13 protein-coding genes are annotated in these 16,802 nt (G+C 73.6%); 7 read left to right on the top strand and 6 right to left on the bottom strand.

Translation table 11 applies throughout. From position 1 onward, the window contains the following. Window positions 1-19 precede the first annotated feature (19 nt). A complete protein-coding gene (locus BGP73_RS23400) occupies window positions 20-1,240 on the top strand; it encodes a hypothetical protein (protein WP_069811802.1) in 1,221 nt (406 codons plus the stop codon). 39 nt (window positions 1,241-1,279) lie between these two features. On the opposite strand, the gene BGP73_RS03000 is transcribed toward BGP73_RS23400, so the two are convergent. Then, window positions 1,280-2,872: a phytoene desaturase family protein gene (locus tag BGP73_RS03000; RefSeq protein WP_069811803.1), complete on the bottom strand. Its 1,593-nt coding sequence runs from the start codon at window positions 2,870-2,872 to the stop codon at window positions 1,280-1,282. Between the two features lie 212 nt (window positions 2,873-3,084). Next, window positions 3,085-3,711: a TetR/AcrR family transcriptional regulator gene (locus BGP73_RS03005; RefSeq protein WP_069811804.1), complete on the bottom strand. Its 627-nt coding sequence runs from the start codon at window positions 3,709-3,711 to the stop codon at window positions 3,085-3,087. A 215-nt stretch (window positions 3,712-3,926) separates the two neighbouring features. On the opposite strand from BGP73_RS03005, the gene BGP73_RS03010 reads away from it, so the two are divergent. Together BGP73_RS03010 and BGP73_RS03015 are read left to right on the top strand one after the other, a co-directional pair. Continuing rightward, the gene (locus tag BGP73_RS03010) at window positions 3,927-4,688 is read left to right on the top strand and encodes a methyltransferase (protein ID WP_069811805.1); all 762 of its coding nucleotides are present in this window, start codon (window positions 3,927-3,929) and stop codon (window positions 4,686-4,688) included. Window positions 4,689-4,962: 274 nt separating this feature from the next. Further along, window positions 4,963-5,355 (top strand): DUF3040 domain-containing protein, encoded by a 393-nt coding sequence (locus BGP73_RS03015; protein WP_069811806.1) that lies wholly within the window; start codon window positions 4,963-4,965, stop codon window positions 5,353-5,355. A gap of 244 nt (window positions 5,356-5,599) precedes the next feature. Here BGP73_RS03015 and BGP73_RS03020 read toward each other — a convergent pair whose 3' ends face one another. From BGP73_RS03020 to BGP73_RS03035, 4 genes are all read right to left on the bottom strand, one after another. Then, on the bottom strand, window positions 5,600-8,005 hold the full coding sequence (locus tag BGP73_RS03020) for a transglutaminase TgpA family protein (protein WP_069811807.1): 2,406 nt from the start codon (window positions 8,003-8,005) through the stop codon (window positions 5,600-5,602). Continuing rightward, window positions 8,005-9,447, bottom strand: a complete 1,443-nt coding sequence (locus BGP73_RS03025) for a DUF58 domain-containing protein (protein ID WP_079127148.1) — start codon at window positions 9,445-9,447, stop codon at window positions 8,005-8,007. The genes BGP73_RS03020 and BGP73_RS03025 overlap by 1 nt, the downstream gene beginning before the upstream one ends. Beyond that, the gene (locus tag BGP73_RS03030; RefSeq protein ID WP_069811808.1) at window positions 9,447-10,442 is read right to left on the bottom strand and encodes an AAA family ATPase; all 996 of its coding nucleotides are present in this window, start codon (window positions 10,440-10,442) and stop codon (window positions 9,447-9,449) included. Before BGP73_RS03030 ends, BGP73_RS03025 begins: the two co-directional genes overlap by 1 nt. Window positions 10,443-10,662: 220 nt before the next feature. Continuing rightward, window positions 10,663-11,241, bottom strand: a complete 579-nt coding sequence (locus tag BGP73_RS03035) for a beta-class carbonic anhydrase (RefSeq protein WP_069811809.1) — start codon at window positions 11,239-11,241, stop codon at window positions 10,663-10,665. A 382-nt stretch (window positions 11,242-11,623) separates the two neighbouring features. On the opposite strand from BGP73_RS03035, the gene rsmH reads away from it, so the two are divergent. From rsmH to BGP73_RS03055, 4 genes are all read left to right on the top strand, one after another. Beyond that, window positions 11,624-12,580 carry a 16S rRNA (cytosine(1402)-N(4))-methyltransferase RsmH gene (gene rsmH, locus BGP73_RS03040; RefSeq protein WP_069811810.1) on the top strand — a complete coding sequence of 319 codons (957 nt, stop codon included), beginning with the start codon at window positions 11,624-11,626 and terminating at the stop codon, window positions 12,578-12,580. Next, window positions 12,577-12,984, top strand: a complete 408-nt coding sequence (locus BGP73_RS03045) for a hypothetical protein (RefSeq protein WP_069811811.1) — start codon at window positions 12,577-12,579, stop codon at window positions 12,982-12,984. The genes rsmH and BGP73_RS03045 overlap by 4 nt, the downstream gene beginning before the upstream one ends. Then, the gene (locus tag BGP73_RS03050; protein ID WP_069811812.1) at window positions 12,977-14,950 is read left to right on the top strand and encodes a peptidoglycan D,D-transpeptidase FtsI family protein; all 1,974 of its coding nucleotides are present in this window, start codon (window positions 12,977-12,979) and stop codon (window positions 14,948-14,950) included. Before BGP73_RS03045 ends, BGP73_RS03050 begins: the two co-directional genes overlap by 8 nt. A 192-nt stretch (window positions 14,951-15,142) precedes the next feature. Beyond that, window positions 15,143-16,750, top strand: a complete 1,608-nt coding sequence (locus tag BGP73_RS03055; protein WP_069812092.1) for a UDP-N-acetylmuramoyl-L-alanyl-D-glutamate--2,6-diaminopimelate ligase — start codon at window positions 15,143-15,145, stop codon at window positions 16,748-16,750. The last annotated feature ends 52 nt before the right edge of the window (window positions 16,751-16,802 follow it).

A 16,802-nucleotide genomic window follows, 5' to 3' on the forward strand; every position in this document is an offset into this window, starting at 1 on the left:
GTCGGAAGCGGGGCAGCACATGGGCTGGACGGTCCTCTACATCGCATTCGGGGTCGTCGCGCTCTGGCTGCTCGGCGAAGTGCTGCTGCAGTACAAGGCGAGACTGCGCTGGCGGTTGCTCGCGTTCGTGGGATTCCTCGGGGTGGTCGTCGGGGTGCTGCTGCCCTCGGTCCCGGTGATCGGGGTGGGCGCGGCCGCCTTCGCGGTGGGGCAGACCTGCGTCACGCTCTCCTTCCGGCGCGGCTTCTCCACCGGTTGGGCCATCGGAGGGAGCCCCGGCACGAGCCGCCGGCGTCGGGCTCCGGAGCCTTCGGAAGAGGCCGATCAACAGGAGGGAACCACGCGGGCCGAGGAGGGGTGGGCGTACGCCGAGGAAGGCTGGGGCCCCGCAGCCGCCGAAGGCCAGGCCCCGCAGTGGTCGGAGAGCGGGGAGCGGTCAGCCGGCAGCCGGGAGGGAAGTCCCTCGCCGGAGTACGCCGGCGACCACCTCGGCGAACACGGGACCGGGTACGGGTACGGGCCGGTCCACGGCCACGGCGAGGAGTCCGGTGGCCGGTCCGACCACCGCCCGGACGAAGCCCCGGTCTACCGGCCCGAGCCGATGCCCGACGACACCGGTCAGTACGGCGTGTACAGCGACTCCCCGTACTCCGGAGCCGACCACACCGCTGAGCGCTCCGTGTTCGGTGAGTACCAGCCGGCCGACTACGGCCACGGAGGCCACGGGTACGACGGCTACATACCGGACTCCGCGACGGCCCACGCCGGCCAGGACCCGGCCTACGGAGCGCCCTATGGCCACGCCGACCCACAGGGCCACGGCTACTACGGCGGATACTCCGACGGCTACCGGGAAGTCCCCCAGGACGGTGGCCTGTACAGCGGTCAGGCCTCGTACGAGGCTCAGACGCCGTACGACGCCGGCTACCACCAGCAGTACGGCGAGCAGTACGGGACGGGCCAGCCGTCCCACACCGAACCCTCCTACGGTGAGCCGTCCCCCTACGCCGAGCAGTACTACACCGGCCAGCACCCACACGAGGCGACCACCGCCCACTACGACGGCCCCTACGCCGACCCGGCCGCCCAGCAGTACCCCCAGACCCCGCCGGGCGGAGTCTGGATACCGCCGCAGCGCGGGGGTGAGGACCCGCGGCAGCCCGCGGCACCCGCGCCCCAGGAGAGCGCCTATCCCTACCGGCAGGGATACGAGGGCTCCGAAGGCCACCACTACTACTGACCGGCGCTGCCGACCGTGGCGCCCGCGGCTGTCGCCCTCTCAGTAGGAGCCGCGCCAGTCCGCCCCCTCCACGATCAGCCCCGCCACCAGCGCGCCCGACATCCCGGCGTGCGCCAGGCCGCCGCCCGGGTGCGACCAGCCGCCCACCGAGTACAGACCGGGGAGCCCGGTGGCGTTGGCCGGCAGCAGTCGCCTCCCACCCGCTCCGGCCAGCGCCGGCGCGGGAACCGCCCCGCCGACGCTCCCGGTCACCGCGGCGGTGTCGGCCGGGGTGACGACCTCCCGCCACAGCAGCCTGCCGGCCAGTCCGGGAACGGCCGCCTCGGCCACTTCGACCACCCGGTCCGCGAAACCCTCGGCCACCCCCGGGGCGGCCCAGTCGACGGCGGTGGAGTCGGCGGGCGCCCCGGCCGAGGCGTGCGCCGCCACCGTGACCTGCAGGGTGACCGCCTCATGCTCGGCGTCCGGACGCCCGGCGGGGTCGTCCGGACGCAGCACCGTCACCGTCGGGCGCTCACAGAGCGCGCCGTGGGCCTCGCTCCGCCCGCTCCGGCCGATCCTCCACCGGCTGCCGGCCGGCCCGAAGACGGCGGCCAACTCCGCCTCCCGGTCCCCGGCATGGACGACGGTCCGGTGCACCGCACCCGCCGGCCGGGCGCCGCCCAGCGCGAGCAGCACGGTGAACCGGCCGGCGGGCCGCCGCTCCGCAGGCCGGACGCCGACCTCTCCCCACAACTGGGTGGGCGAGGACGCGCCCAGCAACCCCGGCAGCCGTCGGGGATCGACCCCGCAGACCACCAGGTCCGCCTCCTCATGGCCGCCGTCCGCCAACTCCACGCCCGCGGCTCGGCCTCCGCGCTCCAGGATCCGGACGACCTCGGCACCGAAGACGAACTCCACCTTCCGGTCCCGGCACCGCCGCCAGAGGGCGTCGGCGAGCGCCCCCAAGCCGCCGGCGACGTACCAACTTCCGAAGGTCTGTTCGAGATAGGGCAGTACGACCGCCCCGGCCGGTGTCTCCCTCGGGTCCAGACCGTGGGCCAGCGCATAGCTCTCCAGCAGCGCGCCGAGCCGGGGATCACGCAGTTCCCGCCCGGCGACCTCGGCGAGGGAACGGGCGGGGCGGCGCAGCGGCCCGCCCCCGGCGGCCGGATAGGGGTCCCGGCCCAGGGCCGCCAGCCGTTCGTTCCGCAGCGGCTCCTCCAGCAGCGGTCGGCGGGTGGCGTCCCAGACCTCCCGGGCGCGGTTGAGCATCGCGCCCCACCTGGCTCCGCTGCCGGTCCCGAAGGCCGCGTCCAGTGCGGCGGTCACCCCGGCCCGGGAGGCGTTGGGCAACCGCAGGTCGGTGCCGTCCGGGAAGAGGTGCCGCGCGGCCGGGTCGACCTGGCTCAGCGCGACGCACTGCTCCAGGGGTTCCCGGCCGGTCTTGAGGAAGAGGTCACGGTAGACGGCCGGCAGGTGCAGCAGGCCCGGGCCGGTGTCGAAAGCGAAGCCGTCCCGCTCCAGGCGCCGGACCGCGCCACCGGGGGTCTCGGACCGCTCGAACACCTTCACCCGGTGGCCGGCCGTCGCCAGTCGGGCCGCCGCCGCCATGGCGCCCATGCCGGCGCCGATCACCACGATCTGTGACATGGACCAAGACCCTAACGACCCGGCCGGAGACGGGCGCACCAGGAGCGGCCGCACCGGGCGCGGAGGCGGTGGCCGAGGAGCTCTGGCGATGGACGGAGGAGGTTCGAGGCCGCCGCGCGGCAACGAGATGAGGCGGAGCACGGTCGAGAGAACGCCGGAGGCGGGCCGCAGCGTGGCCGGCTCCTCCCGCAGACAGGCGGTGCGGGGGCCGGTCAGGAGCCCGGGGACGGCCGGTCCTCCCGGACCAGCCCCCGGAGCAGCCGGGAGAGCGTCGAGTGCACCTCGTCGAGAGAGCGCTCGGGCTGGAACGCCTGCCAGTCGAGCGCGGCCACCAGCACCATGCCCACCAGCGCCGCGGCCGTCAGCTCCTCGTCCACCTCCTCGCCCAGTTCCCCGCTCTCCACGGCCTCCCGCAGCACCTCGCGAACCACCGCCACCGCCTGCTCCCGCACCACGAGCAGGGTGGACTGCCAGGCCCGGTTGGTCCGCCACAGCTCGGCGACGTAGAGCTGGGTGAACGACGGGTAGCGGTCCATGAACCCCAGACCGGCGCGGACCATCGCGTCCAGCGCCTCGACCCGGCTGCCGCCACGGACCGTCGTCTCCTCGGCGGCCTTCCGCAGCCCCGTGGTCAGCTGGCCGACGCCGTGCCGCAGCAGTTCCTCGAAAAGCTCGGTCTTGCTGCCGAAGTTGTAGTAGACCGTGCCCTTGGCCACCCCCGCGCGCTCCGCGATCTCCTCGACCGTGGTGGCGGAGAAGCCCTTCTCGGCGAAGAGGGTGACGGCTGCCTCATAGAGTCGCTCCTGGGTGGTCCGGCGGCGGGGGCTGCGGATGTCCATGCCGACATTCTTGCTCCGGGCGCACCTCCGCCCACCCCGCCGCACCGCGCCGCTTCTCGGCCCCGGAGCCGCGTGGCGACGCTCTCCCGGGCCGGGCCCGACCGCAGCGCGTCCTGCCGGGGCACGCAAGAGCCTCGGAGGCAATAGGGTGGAGGCGATCAGCCATCGTTCGCCCGCGCCGCCCGCGGCGGCCCCGCGCCCAGGAGCCACTCGCCGTGTCCGATCCGCTGCGCCCCCGCGCCTCTCTCCGTACCGCCGTGGTCTGGGAGGTGCTCCGGGAAGCTCTGGAACGCCGGGTGAAAGCGGTGGGCCGGGAGGCGCTGGACGTGCTGGACACCGGGGGCGGGACGGGGAAGTTCGCGGTGCCGCTGGCGCGGCTCGGCCACCGGGTCACCGTGGTCGACCCCAGCCCCAACGCGCTCTTCGCGCTGGAGCGAAGGGCCGCGGAGGCGGGTGTCGTGGACCGGGTGCACGCCGTGCAGGGGGACACCGCCGGACTGTTCGACGTGGTGGAGCGCGCGGAGTACGACATCGTGCTCTACCACGGTGTGCTCGAGTACGTCGACGACCCGGCCGAGAGCCTGCGGAACGCGACCGCGGCGCTCCGTCCGTCCGGGGAGCTCAGCCTGCTCGCAGCCGGTCTGGGGGGCGCGGTACTCGCCCGAGCCCTCGCCGGGCACTTCAGCGAGGCCCACCAGGCACTGACCGGCCCGGACGGCCGCTGGGGCGAGGGGGACCCGGTTCCGCGCCGCTTCACCGCCGACCAACTGTCCGAACTGGTCAGGGCGAGCGGCCTGACCGTCGGCTCAGTGCACGGCGTGCGGATCTTCTCGGACCTGGTGCCGGGAGTGCTGGTCGACACCGAGCCGGGGGCGAGCGAGGCCCTGCTGCGGTTGGAAGCGGCGGCGGCCCAGTCACCGGCCTTCCACGCGGTGGCCACGCAGCTCCATGTGCTCGCCCAGCGCGGAGCCGACTGACCCGGAAGGCGAGACTCCCGGGCCGGCCACCCCTTCGGACCGCCCGGGGACGCCAGGTCACCCGATCGGTGCCGGTGCACCGTATGATCGGAGGAACACGGTCCGGCATGACGGACCGCTGGTCGGGGAATGTCAGCTCTACGACTTCCACCGCCTTGTCGGTGGAGGTCGGCGAATTTGGGGCAGAGGGGCGGGTTTCACGGGGGTGATTCCCCGCCTATCCTGGAAGGGTCGCACCCGGTCGCCCCCCGCGGCCGACGAGTAGGAGGACTCCGTGCCGCTCTCGGAGCACGAGCAGCGAATGCTCGAGCAGATGGAGCGAGCGCTGTACGCCGAAGATCCTAAGTTCGCGACAGCGCTTCAGGGAAGCGGGCTGCGCAGGTACACCCGACGCCGGGTTTACCAGGCGGTCGCGGGCTTCCTCGTGGGTATCGCGCTTCTCATGGCCGGCATGGTCGCTCAGAAGATCTGGGTCAGCGTGGTGGGCTTTCTCGTCATGCTGGGGTGTGCCGTCCTCGCCGTGACCGGCTGGCGAAAGGCGCCCAAGCCGGGCGAGCAGCCCGCCGACACCGGGGGAGGAGCGCGGCGCCAGGCCAGGCAGCGCCGCTCCATGATGAACCGCATCGAAGACCGCTGGCAGCGCCGCCGCGACGATCAGGGGCACTGAGGGGCACCCGTCCGGACGGACCACCCTTCCCCGGCCCTCCCGTTCCCGACCCCCGGCCCCTGACGGCGGCTCCAAGCTTGTGACGCCACCGCTCCCCGTTAGACCCACAGCCGCCGTGGCGGGGAGTCTCCGCGGCTGCCATACCTCCATGGCAGCCGCACTTCCGTATGAGGGGCCTGTGCCACATGGCGGCCGGAGCGACGAGACGGGCCGGAGCATGACGGCCGGATCGACGGCCGAGCCCTCACGGGGAACTCGGCCCTCTCCGTAGCAGCCCTGTCCAGCGCGCCGGGCTGAGTCGCTCGGTCAGCGCGCCCCAGCGCCGGGAGCAGCTCCACAGCAGTCGGACCGTGGACGGAGCGGCGAACCGGGCGCGGAACCGCCGCCACCCGCTGGCCCGGGCGGAGAGTCCGGTCCGGACCCGCCGTACATCCTCCGCCAGCCCCGGTGCCGCTCGGGGCTTCGGTGCGTACAGCACCTGCTCCACCGCGCGGGCGACCCGGTGAGCCGACTCCGCGGGCGGGCCGACCAGTCCGCCGGCCGACACCACGCGCTCGGCCGCCTGCCGGGGCGTCTGGGAGTCGTCGGGCAAGATGCCGTAGTCCCAGGCCGAGTCGATGAGCTCGCGCCAGAGCGCGAGGGTGGGCGAGGCGCCGTCCGGCTCTCCTTCACCCCGGTCGCCGAACCGGCGGCGGCGCACCCAGGAGCGCCACAGCACCGGTGTCACCGACGCGGCCAGCAGCAGCGCCAGGGCCGCCAGACCGAGCGCGGGAGCGAGCGAGGAGCCGCCGCCCGTCGGAGTGGCGCTTCCCCCGTCCTCGGTGCCGGCACCGCACAGCTCGGCCCCGCGCATCTGCGGTGAGCAGCGGTCGCTGTCCGCGGGGGACTGCGGAGGTGCGGCGGAATCCCGTACCCGGGGCTCGTCCGGATCGGAGCCGCCGACGGTGGGGTTGTCGCCGACCGCGTAGTCGGGCACCGTCCCACGGGAGGGGGTCGGCTCGAAACGGAGCCAGCCGATGCCCTCGAAATACAGCTCGGGCCAGGCGTGGGCGTCCCGCAGTCCCACCGAGACCGAGCCGTCGTACTCCGCGGAACCGGGGGTGAAGCCGACCGCGACCCGGGCCGGGATGTCCAGGGTCCGGGCCATCGCCGCCATGGAGAAGGCGAAGTGGACGCAGAAGCCCTCCTTCTCCTTCAGGAAACGGGCGATCGCCGCCGGCCCCGTGCCGCTGGCCACCTCGGTGTCGTAGCTGAAGCCGCCGTCCGAGGCGAACCAGTCCTGAAGCCGCACCGCTTGCTCATAGGGCCCGCTCGCACCGGAGGTCACTCGGCGGGCGGTCCGTGCCACCACCTTCGGGAGTGAGTCCGGCACGCTGGTGTACTCCCGCTGCAGCCGCTTCGGAGCCGGACGGGCCTCCCGGAGCTGCTCGGCCGTGGGCTCCAGGAGCAGGCTGCTGACCCGGTAGCGGGCGCCCCGGGTGGTCTGGCCCCGGTCACCGACGAGGGTGCGGCCCTCCGGCTCGAACCGCCAGCGGCCGTCGACCTCCACCTTGGTGGCCGGATACGGCAGCGGCAGCCAGTCCTGCCGGTACCAGTCCGCGGCCGAGACGCTGGTCACGACCGTGCTGGTGGAGACGTCCTCACTCAGCCCGGACGGGTCCGGCAGCCGGGGTGGGACAGCGCTCACCGGGCGCTCCGAGGACTTCCAGGAGTCTCCGTCGAACCTGTCCAGAGCGACGATCCGCAGGTAGAGGTCGCGCGCGCTGGGCGCGTCGGTGCGGTATCTGAGGACCTCCCGGTTCTCCGGCTGGTTGAGGCTGTTCTGCAGCGAGACGAGCGGGTTCACCGCGGATATGGTGCCGCTCCCGGGCCCCTCGCCGGAGCCGCGCTTCGGCGCGTTCAGCACCCCGGACCCCAGCGACGGCACCAGCGCGGGCACCAGCAGCGCGACCCCGAGTACCGCCGCACCGATCCGGCGGCCGGTGCGCGCGGGGGCGAAGGACCAGTGGCGGCGCTCCCCCAGCCCAGCCCCCAGCCGGCTGGCGGAGCGGGAGGGGCCGGAGAGCACCGGGCCCCACCGGGAGAGCCGGTCCCGGCCCTCGGCCAGGAGCAGCAGCAGGAAACCGGCGGCGCTCGTCACGAACCACAACCAGCTCGCCCCGCTCTGGGACAGCCCGGTGGCCACCGAGTACAGCGCCAGCAGTGGGAGACCGGCCGGAGCGACCGTCCGGTACGTCACCGCGAGCGAGTCGACGATCAGCCCGATCAGCAGCACCCCGCCCACCAGCATCAGCCGGATGCCCGGGGTGACCGGCGCCGGTATGGCGTACTGCCGCACGTCGTCGCCGCCCTGGCCCAGCAGCCGGCCCAGCTCGGCGAGGGCCGACGGGCCCGGCAGCAGCCCACCGAGCGCCTGGCCACGGGCGAAGAGGAGGGTGAGGAGGAGCAGGGCCACCAGGGCCTGTGCCGCCACCGTCAGCGGCCGGGGCAGCGGCACCCGGCGGGCCACCACCCCGGCGCCCGAGACCACGGCCAGTGTGATCGTCGCCTGGACGATCCAGCCGACCGGTTCGACCAGCGGCAACAGCGAACACGCCGTCAACAGGGTGGCCAGCGCCGCGCAGAGGGCGAGCCGGCCCGGTCCGCTCATCACGCCTCCACACCCCCCGCGAAACCCTTGGGCCGGCCCGCCGCGGCATCCCGGTCGGCCCGCTGCCAGAGCTCCGGCAAGGAGGCGCCCGGTGGGACGGGGACCACGGTCCAGCCGGCCTCACGCAGCGGCCGCAGCCGCTCCTCGCCCAGGCTCTCCGAGGCGGACCACTCCGACCGGTCGGCCTCCGACCACCAGTCGGCGGAGTCCAGCAGGAAAACCACCGCGGCGTCGCTGCGGCGACCCATCCGGGCCACCAGGGCGGTCTGCTCCGGGTCGAGGTCGCCGAGGAAGGCGATCAGCAGTCCTTCACCGCCCTGGAGCATCACGTCGTAGGCGCGGGAGAGGCTCGGCTCCGCGGAGTGGTCCAGTACGGCGAGGGAGTCCAGCAGCAGGGCGGCGACCTCCGGTGAGTCGCTGCTGAAACCGCTGCTCCCCTGGCCGGGCACCGACAAGCCGGTGTCGGTCAGCAACCGGACCGAGAAGCCGCGCTCCAGCATGTGGGAGAGGACCGAGGCGGCCCCCGAGACTGCCCACTCGAAGGCCGAGTCGGGCCCACTGCCCCGGTACCCGGCCGAGCGGGTGTCCAACAGGACCGTGCACCGGGCGCGCCGCGGCTGCTCCTCCCGGCGGACCATCAGCTCGCCGTAGCGGGCGGTAGAGCGCCAGTGCACCCGGCGCAGGTCGTCACCGTGCCGGTAGTCCCGCGGGATCACGTCCTCCTCGCCGGCCAGGGCGAGCGAGGCCCGACGGCCGTCCCCGTAGCCGGCGGCATCCCCGGAGAGCCGCGCCGGCGGCAGTGGATCGACCCTGGGGACCACGGTGAGGGTGTCCTGGACGGTGAAGGGCCTGGCGAGCTCGCACATGCCGAACGGGTCCGCCACCCACAGCTGCAGCGGCCCCAGCGGGTAGCACCCCCGCAGGTCGGAGCGGACCCGGTAGGAGACCTCCCGCAGCCCTCCGGGCTCCACCCGGTCGAGCACGAACCGCGGCCTCGCGCCCAGCACGTAGGGCACCTGGTCCTGGATGAGCATCAGCCCCGTGGGCAGCCGGGAGGCGTTGCTGATCCGCAGCCACACCCGGGACTCGGACAGGGCGGTCACCCGGGTCGGGGACACCGTCCGAACGCCCGTCACCCGGTGGCGCGTGCGGTACAGCACCACCACGCAGACCAGTGGCAGCACCGCCAGCAGCAGCCCCACCCGCAGCAGGTCCGCCTCCCCCAGCGCGAAGCTGCATCCGCCGGCGGCGAGACCGGCGGCCAGGAACGACCTTCCCCGGGTCGTCAGCCCCGCGAAAGCGGCCCCGAGGCCGGCCCGGCCGGCCTCGGCCCCCGGTTCCGCGAGCCGCCCGGCCGGGTCCGCGGTCCGCCCGGGGGCGGCTTCCGGAGCGAAGGCCGCCCCGGGAGCCGCCGGGTGCGGGTCCGGCCCGGCCGCGGGCATCACAGCCCCCGCGCCCCGGAGGGTTGGGCGTACCCGGCCGGCGCCGGCACGGTTCGCAGGATCTCCGCGACGATCTGCTCGGCGGTCCGCTGGTTCAGTTGGGCCTGCGCGGTCGGCAGCAGCCGGTGCGCCAGTACGGGCACGGCCATCGACTGCACGTCGTCCGGGAGCGCGAAGTCCCGGCCGTCGAGCGCCGCCGTGGCCTTCGCGGCCCGCAGCAGGTGCAGTGTCGCCCGCGGTGAGGCGCCCAGCCGCAGCTCCGGGTGGTTCCGGGTGGCGGTGACCAGGTCGACCGCGTAGCGGCGCACCGGGCCGGCGACGTGGACGGTCCGTACCGCGGCGATCAGGCGGACGATCTCGTCGGCGTGGGCGACCGGCCGTAGCTGCTCCAGCGCCGGGGCGCCGCCGTGCACGTCGAGCATCTCCAACTCGGCCTCGACGCTCGGGTATCCGATCGACACCCGGGCCATGAACCGGTCGCGCTGGGCCTCCGGCAGCGGGTAGGTGCCCTCCATCTCGACCGGGTTCTGGGTGGCGACCACCATGAAGGGACTGGGCAGCTCGTAGGTGTGCCCGTCCACGGTGACCTGGCGCTCCTCCATCGACTCCAGCAGCGCCGACTGCGTCTTCGGGGAGGCGCGGTTGATCTCGTCGCCGATCACGATCTGGGCGAAGATCGCCCCGGGTTTGAACTCGAAGTCCCGGCGCTGCTGGTCGAAGACGCTGACCCCGGTGATGTCGGAGGGCAGCAGGTCCGGGGTGAACTGGACCCTCCGGATCGAACAGTCGACCGATCGCGCCAGCGCCTTGGCGAGCATGGTCTTCCCCACCCCGGGCACGTCCTCGATGAGCAGGTGGCCGGCTGCGAGCAGCACGGTCAGTGAGAGCCGTACGACCTCCGGCTTGCCTTCGATCACCCGCTCCACCGATGTGCGGATCCGCTCCGTGGTGGTGGTCAGGTCAGCGAGGCTCGCTCGTTCGTCATGGGTCGTCACCCGGCCCTCCTCAGCCCTTTCTCCGGGCCGACGCCGCTGCCCACGGACCGGCCCACCCCGAAACGACGGGTGTCCGCTCCCGGACAGGCCGGCAGCGGTAACCGTCCCCCGCATTCTCGCCGCCTCAGCGCCCTCCCGTCACTCGCCTGTGGATAACGGGTGAAGTTCCCTGGTGGGAGGGTTTCGCCCGGACCCGTGCCGGTCGGCCGGGCTGCCGACATCACCGCGGGTCGATCTCCCGCAGCAGGCCGGTCGTCACGTCGAAGACGAATCCGCGGACGTCGTCGGTGTGCAGCAGGAACGGGCAGGTGCGCACCCGCTGCATCGACTGCCGCACGTCCTGGTCGACATCGCGGAACGCCTCCACGGCCCAGGCCGGACGTTGCCCGACCTCCATCTCCAGGTCGTGCCGGAACTCCTCGGTGATGCTCTCCAGACCACAGTTGGTGTGGTGGATGAGGATCACGCTCCGGGTGCCGAGAGCGCGCTGGCTGATGGTGAGCGAGCGGATGGTGTCGTCGGTGACCACCCCGCCGGCGTTGCGGATGGTGTGGCAGTCGCCCAGCTCCAGTCCGAGCACCGCGTGCAGGTCGATCCGGGCGTCCATACACGCCACCACCGCCACCTTCAGGACCGGGCGGGCGTCCATCCCCGGATCGCGGAAGTCGGCGGCGTAGTGGCGGTTTGCCTCGAGCAGGCGGTCGGTGACGGTGCCGCCGGAAGCGGCCTCCGCTCGGGCGGGCTGCTCCGGAGCGGCCGGACCGGACGAGCCCGCGGACTGGGGTGCTGGTGTCGACATGCGTACGAAGTTATAGCGCGGACGCCGGTTGGGTGAGCGATAAGTCCCATGAAATCGGTCAGAGGAAACCCTTGTGACGCATCGCACAGGGCTTCCTGAGGGCCCGCCGGACGGGTGAGTCGAGCCGAGGCCCCGCCGCGCAGGCCAGTTGGTTGACCGAAGGGACGAGTGGACTAAAGTGACGCGAAGTGGGAGGCGTGAGGCTCCCCCTGGGATTCGAACACCTCCGCGTGCGCGGCGCGTACGTACGGCTCGGCCTCCTCCCGCTCGCCGGTCCGGCTGGCGCCCCTTCCCCGGCGCCAGCAGGGCCGTCCCCTTCAGAGCGGGCGGGGACCCGGCGGTGCGTACGGGCCGCCGCTCGACCGCCCGCAACGGAAGGCGCATGAGCCAGACCCGACACGTCCCGGTGATGCTCCAACGCTGCCTGGACCTACTCGCGCCGGCTCTGGGTGAGCCGGGAGCCGTCGTCGTCGACTGCACGCTCGGGCTGGGCGGCCACAGCGAAGCGCTGCTCGCGGCCTTCCCCACCGCCCGGCTGATCGGGCTCGACCGCGACCCGGCGGCGCTCGAACTCGCGAGACGGCGACTGGCCCCGTACGGCGACCGGGCCACCTGCGTCCACGCCGTCTACGACCAGCTGCCGGAGGTCCTGAACCGGCTGGAGGTGCCGCGGGTCCAGGGCGTCCTCTTCGACCTGGGGGTCTCCTCCATGCAGCTGGACGAGGCGGAGCGCGGTTTCGCCTACGCGCGGAACGCCCCCCTCGACATGCGCATGGACCAGACGACCGGACAGAGCGCGGCCGAGGTCCTCAACACCTATCCGCCCGGCGAGCTGGTGCGCATCCTGCGCCAGTACGGCGAGGAGAGGTTCGCTCGCCGGATCGTGGAGGCGGTCGTCAGGGAGCGGGCGAAGGAGCCCTTCAGCGACAGTGCGCGGCTGGTCGAACTGATCCGCGAGGCCCTGCCGCAGTCCGCCAAGCGGACCGGCGGCAACCCGGCGAAGCGCACCTTCCAGGCGCTGCGCATCGAAGTCAACGGCGAGTTGACCACCCTGGAACGGGCGATACCCGCGGCCGTCCAAGCGCTGGCGGTCGGGGGCCGGATCGCCGTCCTCTCGTACCACTCACTCGAGGACAGGCTGGTCAAACAGGTGCTCACCGCCGGTGCGCGCAGCACCGCGCCGGCCGGGCTGCCGGTCGTCCCCGAGCGCTACCAGCCGCGTCTGGAGCTGCTGACCAGAGGCGCCGAGCTGGCGACCGAGGAGGAGATCGCGGAGAACAGCCGGGCCGCGCCCGTCAGGCTGCGCGGCGCCCGGCGGATTCGGGAGGAGGCCGGATGACGACAACTCTGCGGGACGGGGTCGCCCGGCTGGCCCGGGTGCTGCCGGCCGGGCGGAGCACCGCACCCCGGACGCCCTTCGTGCTGCTGGTGGTGGTGCTGCTCGCCAGCGGACTGATCACCCTGCTCCTGTTGAACGCCTCCCTCAACCAGGGCTCCTTCCGGCTCAGCCAGCTGGAGAGGGAGACCGGCGAACTCACCGACCAGCAGCAGGCGCTGCAGCAGGAGGTCGACGGCTACTCCGCGCCGGACGCCCTGGAGCGGCGGGCCCGCGGGCTCGGCCTGGTGCCCGGCGGGGCCCCCGTCTTTCTCGCCCCCGACGGCACGGTGTACGGAGTGCCCTCACCGGCCGCGGCCGACCCCTCCGCGGGGGCGCCGCACCCCCGCGGGGACGGAGATGACTAGCCGGCGGTACCCCGACCGCCCGGGGGCGGGCCGGGGCGGGCCCCGGAACGGCGGCGGACGCCCCGCCTCCGGACACCGGCGGGGAAGCCGTCCGAGCAGCGGCGCCCCCCGCCGGCCCCGCCCGGCGGTCAAACGCCCCGCCGGGACTCTGCGGCTCGGCAGCCCGCGTCCCAGACTGCGCCTGGTGAGCCTCCTGCTGACGCTGGTGATGCTCACCTTCGCGGGGCGGCTCCTCCAGGTGCAGGCCGTCGACGCCACGGCCTACGCGACCAAGGGCGAGGTCAACCGCTACGTGACCCACCCCCTCGCCGCCGAGCGCGGCGCCATCACCGACCGCACCGGGAAGGCGCTCGCCACCACCGTCGACGCCTACGACATCATCGGCGACCCGTTCTTCCTCACCCCGGAGCAGAGCGGTGTCGAAGACGCCCCGCGGCGGGCCGCGGCCGTTCTGGCACCGATCCTCGGGGAGCCGGAGAGCGTGCTGGCCCAGCGGCTGGGCGTCTCGGGATCGCGCTACGCCGTCCTCGCCCGCCAACAGGCGCCCGAGGTCTGGAAGAAGATCAAGCGGCTGAAGCAGACGTACGCGGAGCGGGCGGCCGAGGGCAGAGGCCCCAACATCATGGCCGGGATAAACCCCGAGCCGCACAGCAAGCGGGTCTATCCCAACAAGGAGCTGGCCGCGAGCGTGCTGGGCTTCGTCAACAGCGAGGGCAAGGGCGCCGGCGGCCTGGAGGCCCTCCTGGAGAAGGAGCTGGCCGGCACCCCGGGAAAGATCACCTACGCGCAGTCCGGCGGCCGCCAGCTGCCGATGGTCGGCAGCAGGGAGCAACCCGCCGTACCCGGCACCGAGATAGAGCTGACGATCGACCGGGACATCCAGTGGGCCGCCCAGCGGGCCATCACCGAGCAGGTGAAGGAGTCCAAGGCGGACCGGGGCTACGTGGTCGTCCAGGACGTCCGCACCGGCGAACTCCTGGCGCTCGCCAACGCACCCGGCTTCGACCCCAACGACATCTCCTCCGCCGACGGCGCGAGCCTGGGCAACGCCGCGCTCCAGGACGCCTACGAGCCGGGGAGCACCAGCAAGGTCATGTCGATGGCGGCGGTGCTCGAAGAGGGCGTCGCGACGGCCGACACCCATGTGACCGTGCCCAACCGGCTGCACCGGGCCGACCGGCTCTTCGCCGACGACGTGGACCACCCCACCTGGCACCTGACGCTCAACGGGGTGCTCGCCAAATCCAGCAACATCGGCACCATCCTCGCCACCGAGCAGCTCGGACCGACCCAGCAGGAGGCCAACGAAGTCCTCCACTCCTACCTGCGGAAGTTCGGCATCGGGCAACCCACCGGCCTGGGCTATCCGGGCGAGACCCGCGGCATCCTCGCCGATCCCGCGGAGTGGAGCGCCTCGCAGCAGTACACCATCCCCTTCGGCCAGGGGCTCTCCCTCAACGCGGTACAGGCCACCTCCGTCTACTCGACGATCGCCAACGGCGGGGTGCGCGTCGAACCCACCCTGGTGCGCGGCACCCGGGGCCCCGACGGAGAGCACACCCCTGCCCCGGCTCCCCGGAAGACCCGGGTCGTCAGCGCGGAGACCGCCCGGACCGTGGCCGCCATGCTCGAGTCGGTGGTGGACGACGAGGAGGGGACCGGCGGCCGGGCACAGATCCCCGGCTACCGGGTCGCGGGGAAGACCGGTACCTCCAACCGGGTGGATCCGGACACCGGCCGCTACCGCGGGTACACCGCCTCCTTCGCCGGCTTCGCCCCCGCCGACCAGCCCCGGGTGGCGATCTACTGCGCCGTGCAGAACCCCACCAAGGGCAGTTACTACGGCGGCCAGGTCTGCGGCCCGATCTACCAGCAGGTCATGGAGTTCGTGCTGAAGACCCTCCGGACGCCACCGAGCGGCAAGGAGCGTGCCAAACTCCCGGTGACCTTCGACCCCGACGGCTGACCCGGCTGATGCCCCGACGCCGCTCCGCGTCGGCCCCCTCTCCCACCCGTCTCCCGCCGCCGCCCTCAGATGACGCCGCTCCGCTTCGGCCCCCTCTCCCGCCCGTCTCCCGCCGCCGCCCTCAGGTGACGCCGCTCCGCGTCGGCCCCCTCATTTCGCGGTGAGGTGGGTCGGGCCGGTACGCTCACGGCCGTGCCACACCCTGATCAGTCCCACACCGTTCCTGAGGACGCCCCCGTCACCTACCCGGGAGCGCCACGACCGGAGCAGATCCGTCCGACCCCGCTCAAGGCGCTGGCCGATCAGCTCGGCATCTGGCCGCCCGAGGCGGCCGCCGAGACGGTGGTGACCGGCATCACGCACGACTCGCGGGCGGTCCGCCCGGGCGACATCTACGCCGCGCTGCCCGGTGCCCGGTTCCACGGCGCCGACTTCGCCGCACAGGCCTCCGGCCTCGGCGCCGTCGCCGTACTGACCGACCCGGCCGGCGGCGACCGGGCCGCAGCGACCGGTCTGCCCGTCCTCGTCGTGGGCGATCCGCGCGGCCGGATGGGCGCACTGGCGGCCACCGTCTACGGCGAGCCCGGCCGCGACCTCCTCCAGATCGGTATCACCGGCACCTCCGGCAAGACCACCACCGCCTACCTGATCGAAGGCGGGCTGCGCGCCGCCGAGCGGGAGCGGGGCGGGCTCACCGGGCTGATCGGCACGGTGGAGTCGCGGATCGGCGACGAGCGGCTCAAGAGCGAGCGCACCACCCCGGAGGCGACCGACCTCCAGGCCCTCTTCGCGGTGATGCGCGAGCGCGGGGTGCGCGCCGTGGCCATGGAGGTCTCCAGCCACGCCCTGGTGCTGGGCCGGGTGGACGGCTGCGTCTTCGACGTCGCGGTCTTCAACAACCTCAGCCCGGAGCACCTGGACTTCCACACCGACATGGAGGACTACTTCCGCTCCAAGGCGCAGCTGTTCACCAAGCGCCGCAGCCGCCTGGGCGTGGTCAACCTCGACGACGAGTACGGCAGCCGCCTGCTCCAGGAGTCGGAGGTGCCCACCGTCAGCTTCTCCGCCGAAGGACACCCGGACGCCGACTGGCGGGCCGAGGACGTCGAGGTCGGCCCGCTCGGCTCCACGTTCACCGCGGTCGGCCCGGACGGCGTCCGGGCCAGCGCGGCGGCGCCGCTGCCCGGCCCGTTCAACGTGGCCAACGCGCTGGCCGCGATCACCGCCCTGGTCGCCGCCGGGATCGACCCGCAGACCGCCGCGGACGGGGTCGCGGCCACCCCGGGCGTACCGGGCCGGCTCGAGCGAGTCGACGCCGGCCAGCCGTACCTCGCGATCGTCGACTACGCCCACAAGCCGGACGCCGTCGAGTCGGTCCTGCGCGCCATGCGCCGGGTCAGCGACGGCAGGCTGCACGCCGTGCTCGGCTGTGGCGGCGACCGCGACCCGCACAAGCGGCACCGGATGGGCTCGGCTCTCGCCCGGCTCTCCGACACCGCTGTGCTCACCTCGGACAACCCACGCTCCGAGGACCCGCTCGCGATCCTCGCCGCCATGCTCACCGGGGCCTCCGAGGTCCCGGTCCACGAGCGCGGCGACGTACTGCTCCACGCCGACCGTGCCGAGGCGATCGCCGCGGCCGTCGCCCGCGCCGAGCCCGGCGACACCGTGCTCGTCCTCGGCAAGGGCCACGAGCAGGGACAGGACGTCGCCGGGGTGGTACGCCCCTTCGACGACCGGCAGGAGCTGCGCGAGGCCATCGAGCGGACGATGCCCGCCCAACCGACCGACCAGGGATGACGGACCGCCATGCCCGCATACGCCTCCAACCTGCCGCCACTCCGCACGCTGG

This window comes from Streptomyces sp. TP-A0874, from assembly GCF_001748085.1.
Classification (GTDB): domain Bacteria; phylum Actinomycetota; class Actinomycetes; order Streptomycetales; family Streptomycetaceae; genus Streptomyces.

Bases quoted from the DNA above. Each gene is read 5' to 3' on its own strand.
- BGP73_RS23400 (WP_069811802.1), top strand. From the start codon at position 20: ATGGGCTGGACGGTCCTCTACATCGCATTCGGGGTCGTCGCGCTCTGG.
- BGP73_RS03000 (WP_069811803.1), bottom strand. From the start codon at position 2,872: ATGTCACAGATCGTGGTGATCGGCGCCGGCATGGGCGCCATGGCGGCG.
- BGP73_RS03005 (WP_069811804.1), bottom strand. From the start codon at position 3,711: ATGGACATCCGCAGCCCCCGCCGCCGGACCACCCAGGAGCGACTCTAT.
- BGP73_RS03020 (WP_069811807.1), bottom strand. From the start codon at position 8,005: ATGAGCGGACCGGGCCGGCTCGCCCTCTGCGCGGCGCTGGCCACCCTG.
- BGP73_RS03025 (WP_079127148.1), bottom strand. From the start codon at position 9,447: ATGCCCGCGGCCGGGCCGGACCCGCACCCGGCGGCTCCCGGGGCGGCC.
- BGP73_RS03035 (WP_069811809.1), bottom strand. From the start codon at position 11,241: ATGTCGACACCAGCACCCCAGTCCGCGGGCTCGTCCGGTCCGGCCGCT.
- rsmH (WP_069811810.1), top strand. From the start codon at position 11,624: ATGAGCCAGACCCGACACGTCCCGGTGATGCTCCAACGCTGCCTGGAC.
- BGP73_RS03045 (WP_069811811.1), top strand. From the start codon at position 12,577: ATGACGACAACTCTGCGGGACGGGGTCGCCCGGCTGGCCCGGGTGCTG.
- BGP73_RS03050 (WP_069811812.1), top strand. From the start codon at position 12,977: ATGACTAGCCGGCGGTACCCCGACCGCCCGGGGGCGGGCCGGGGCGGG.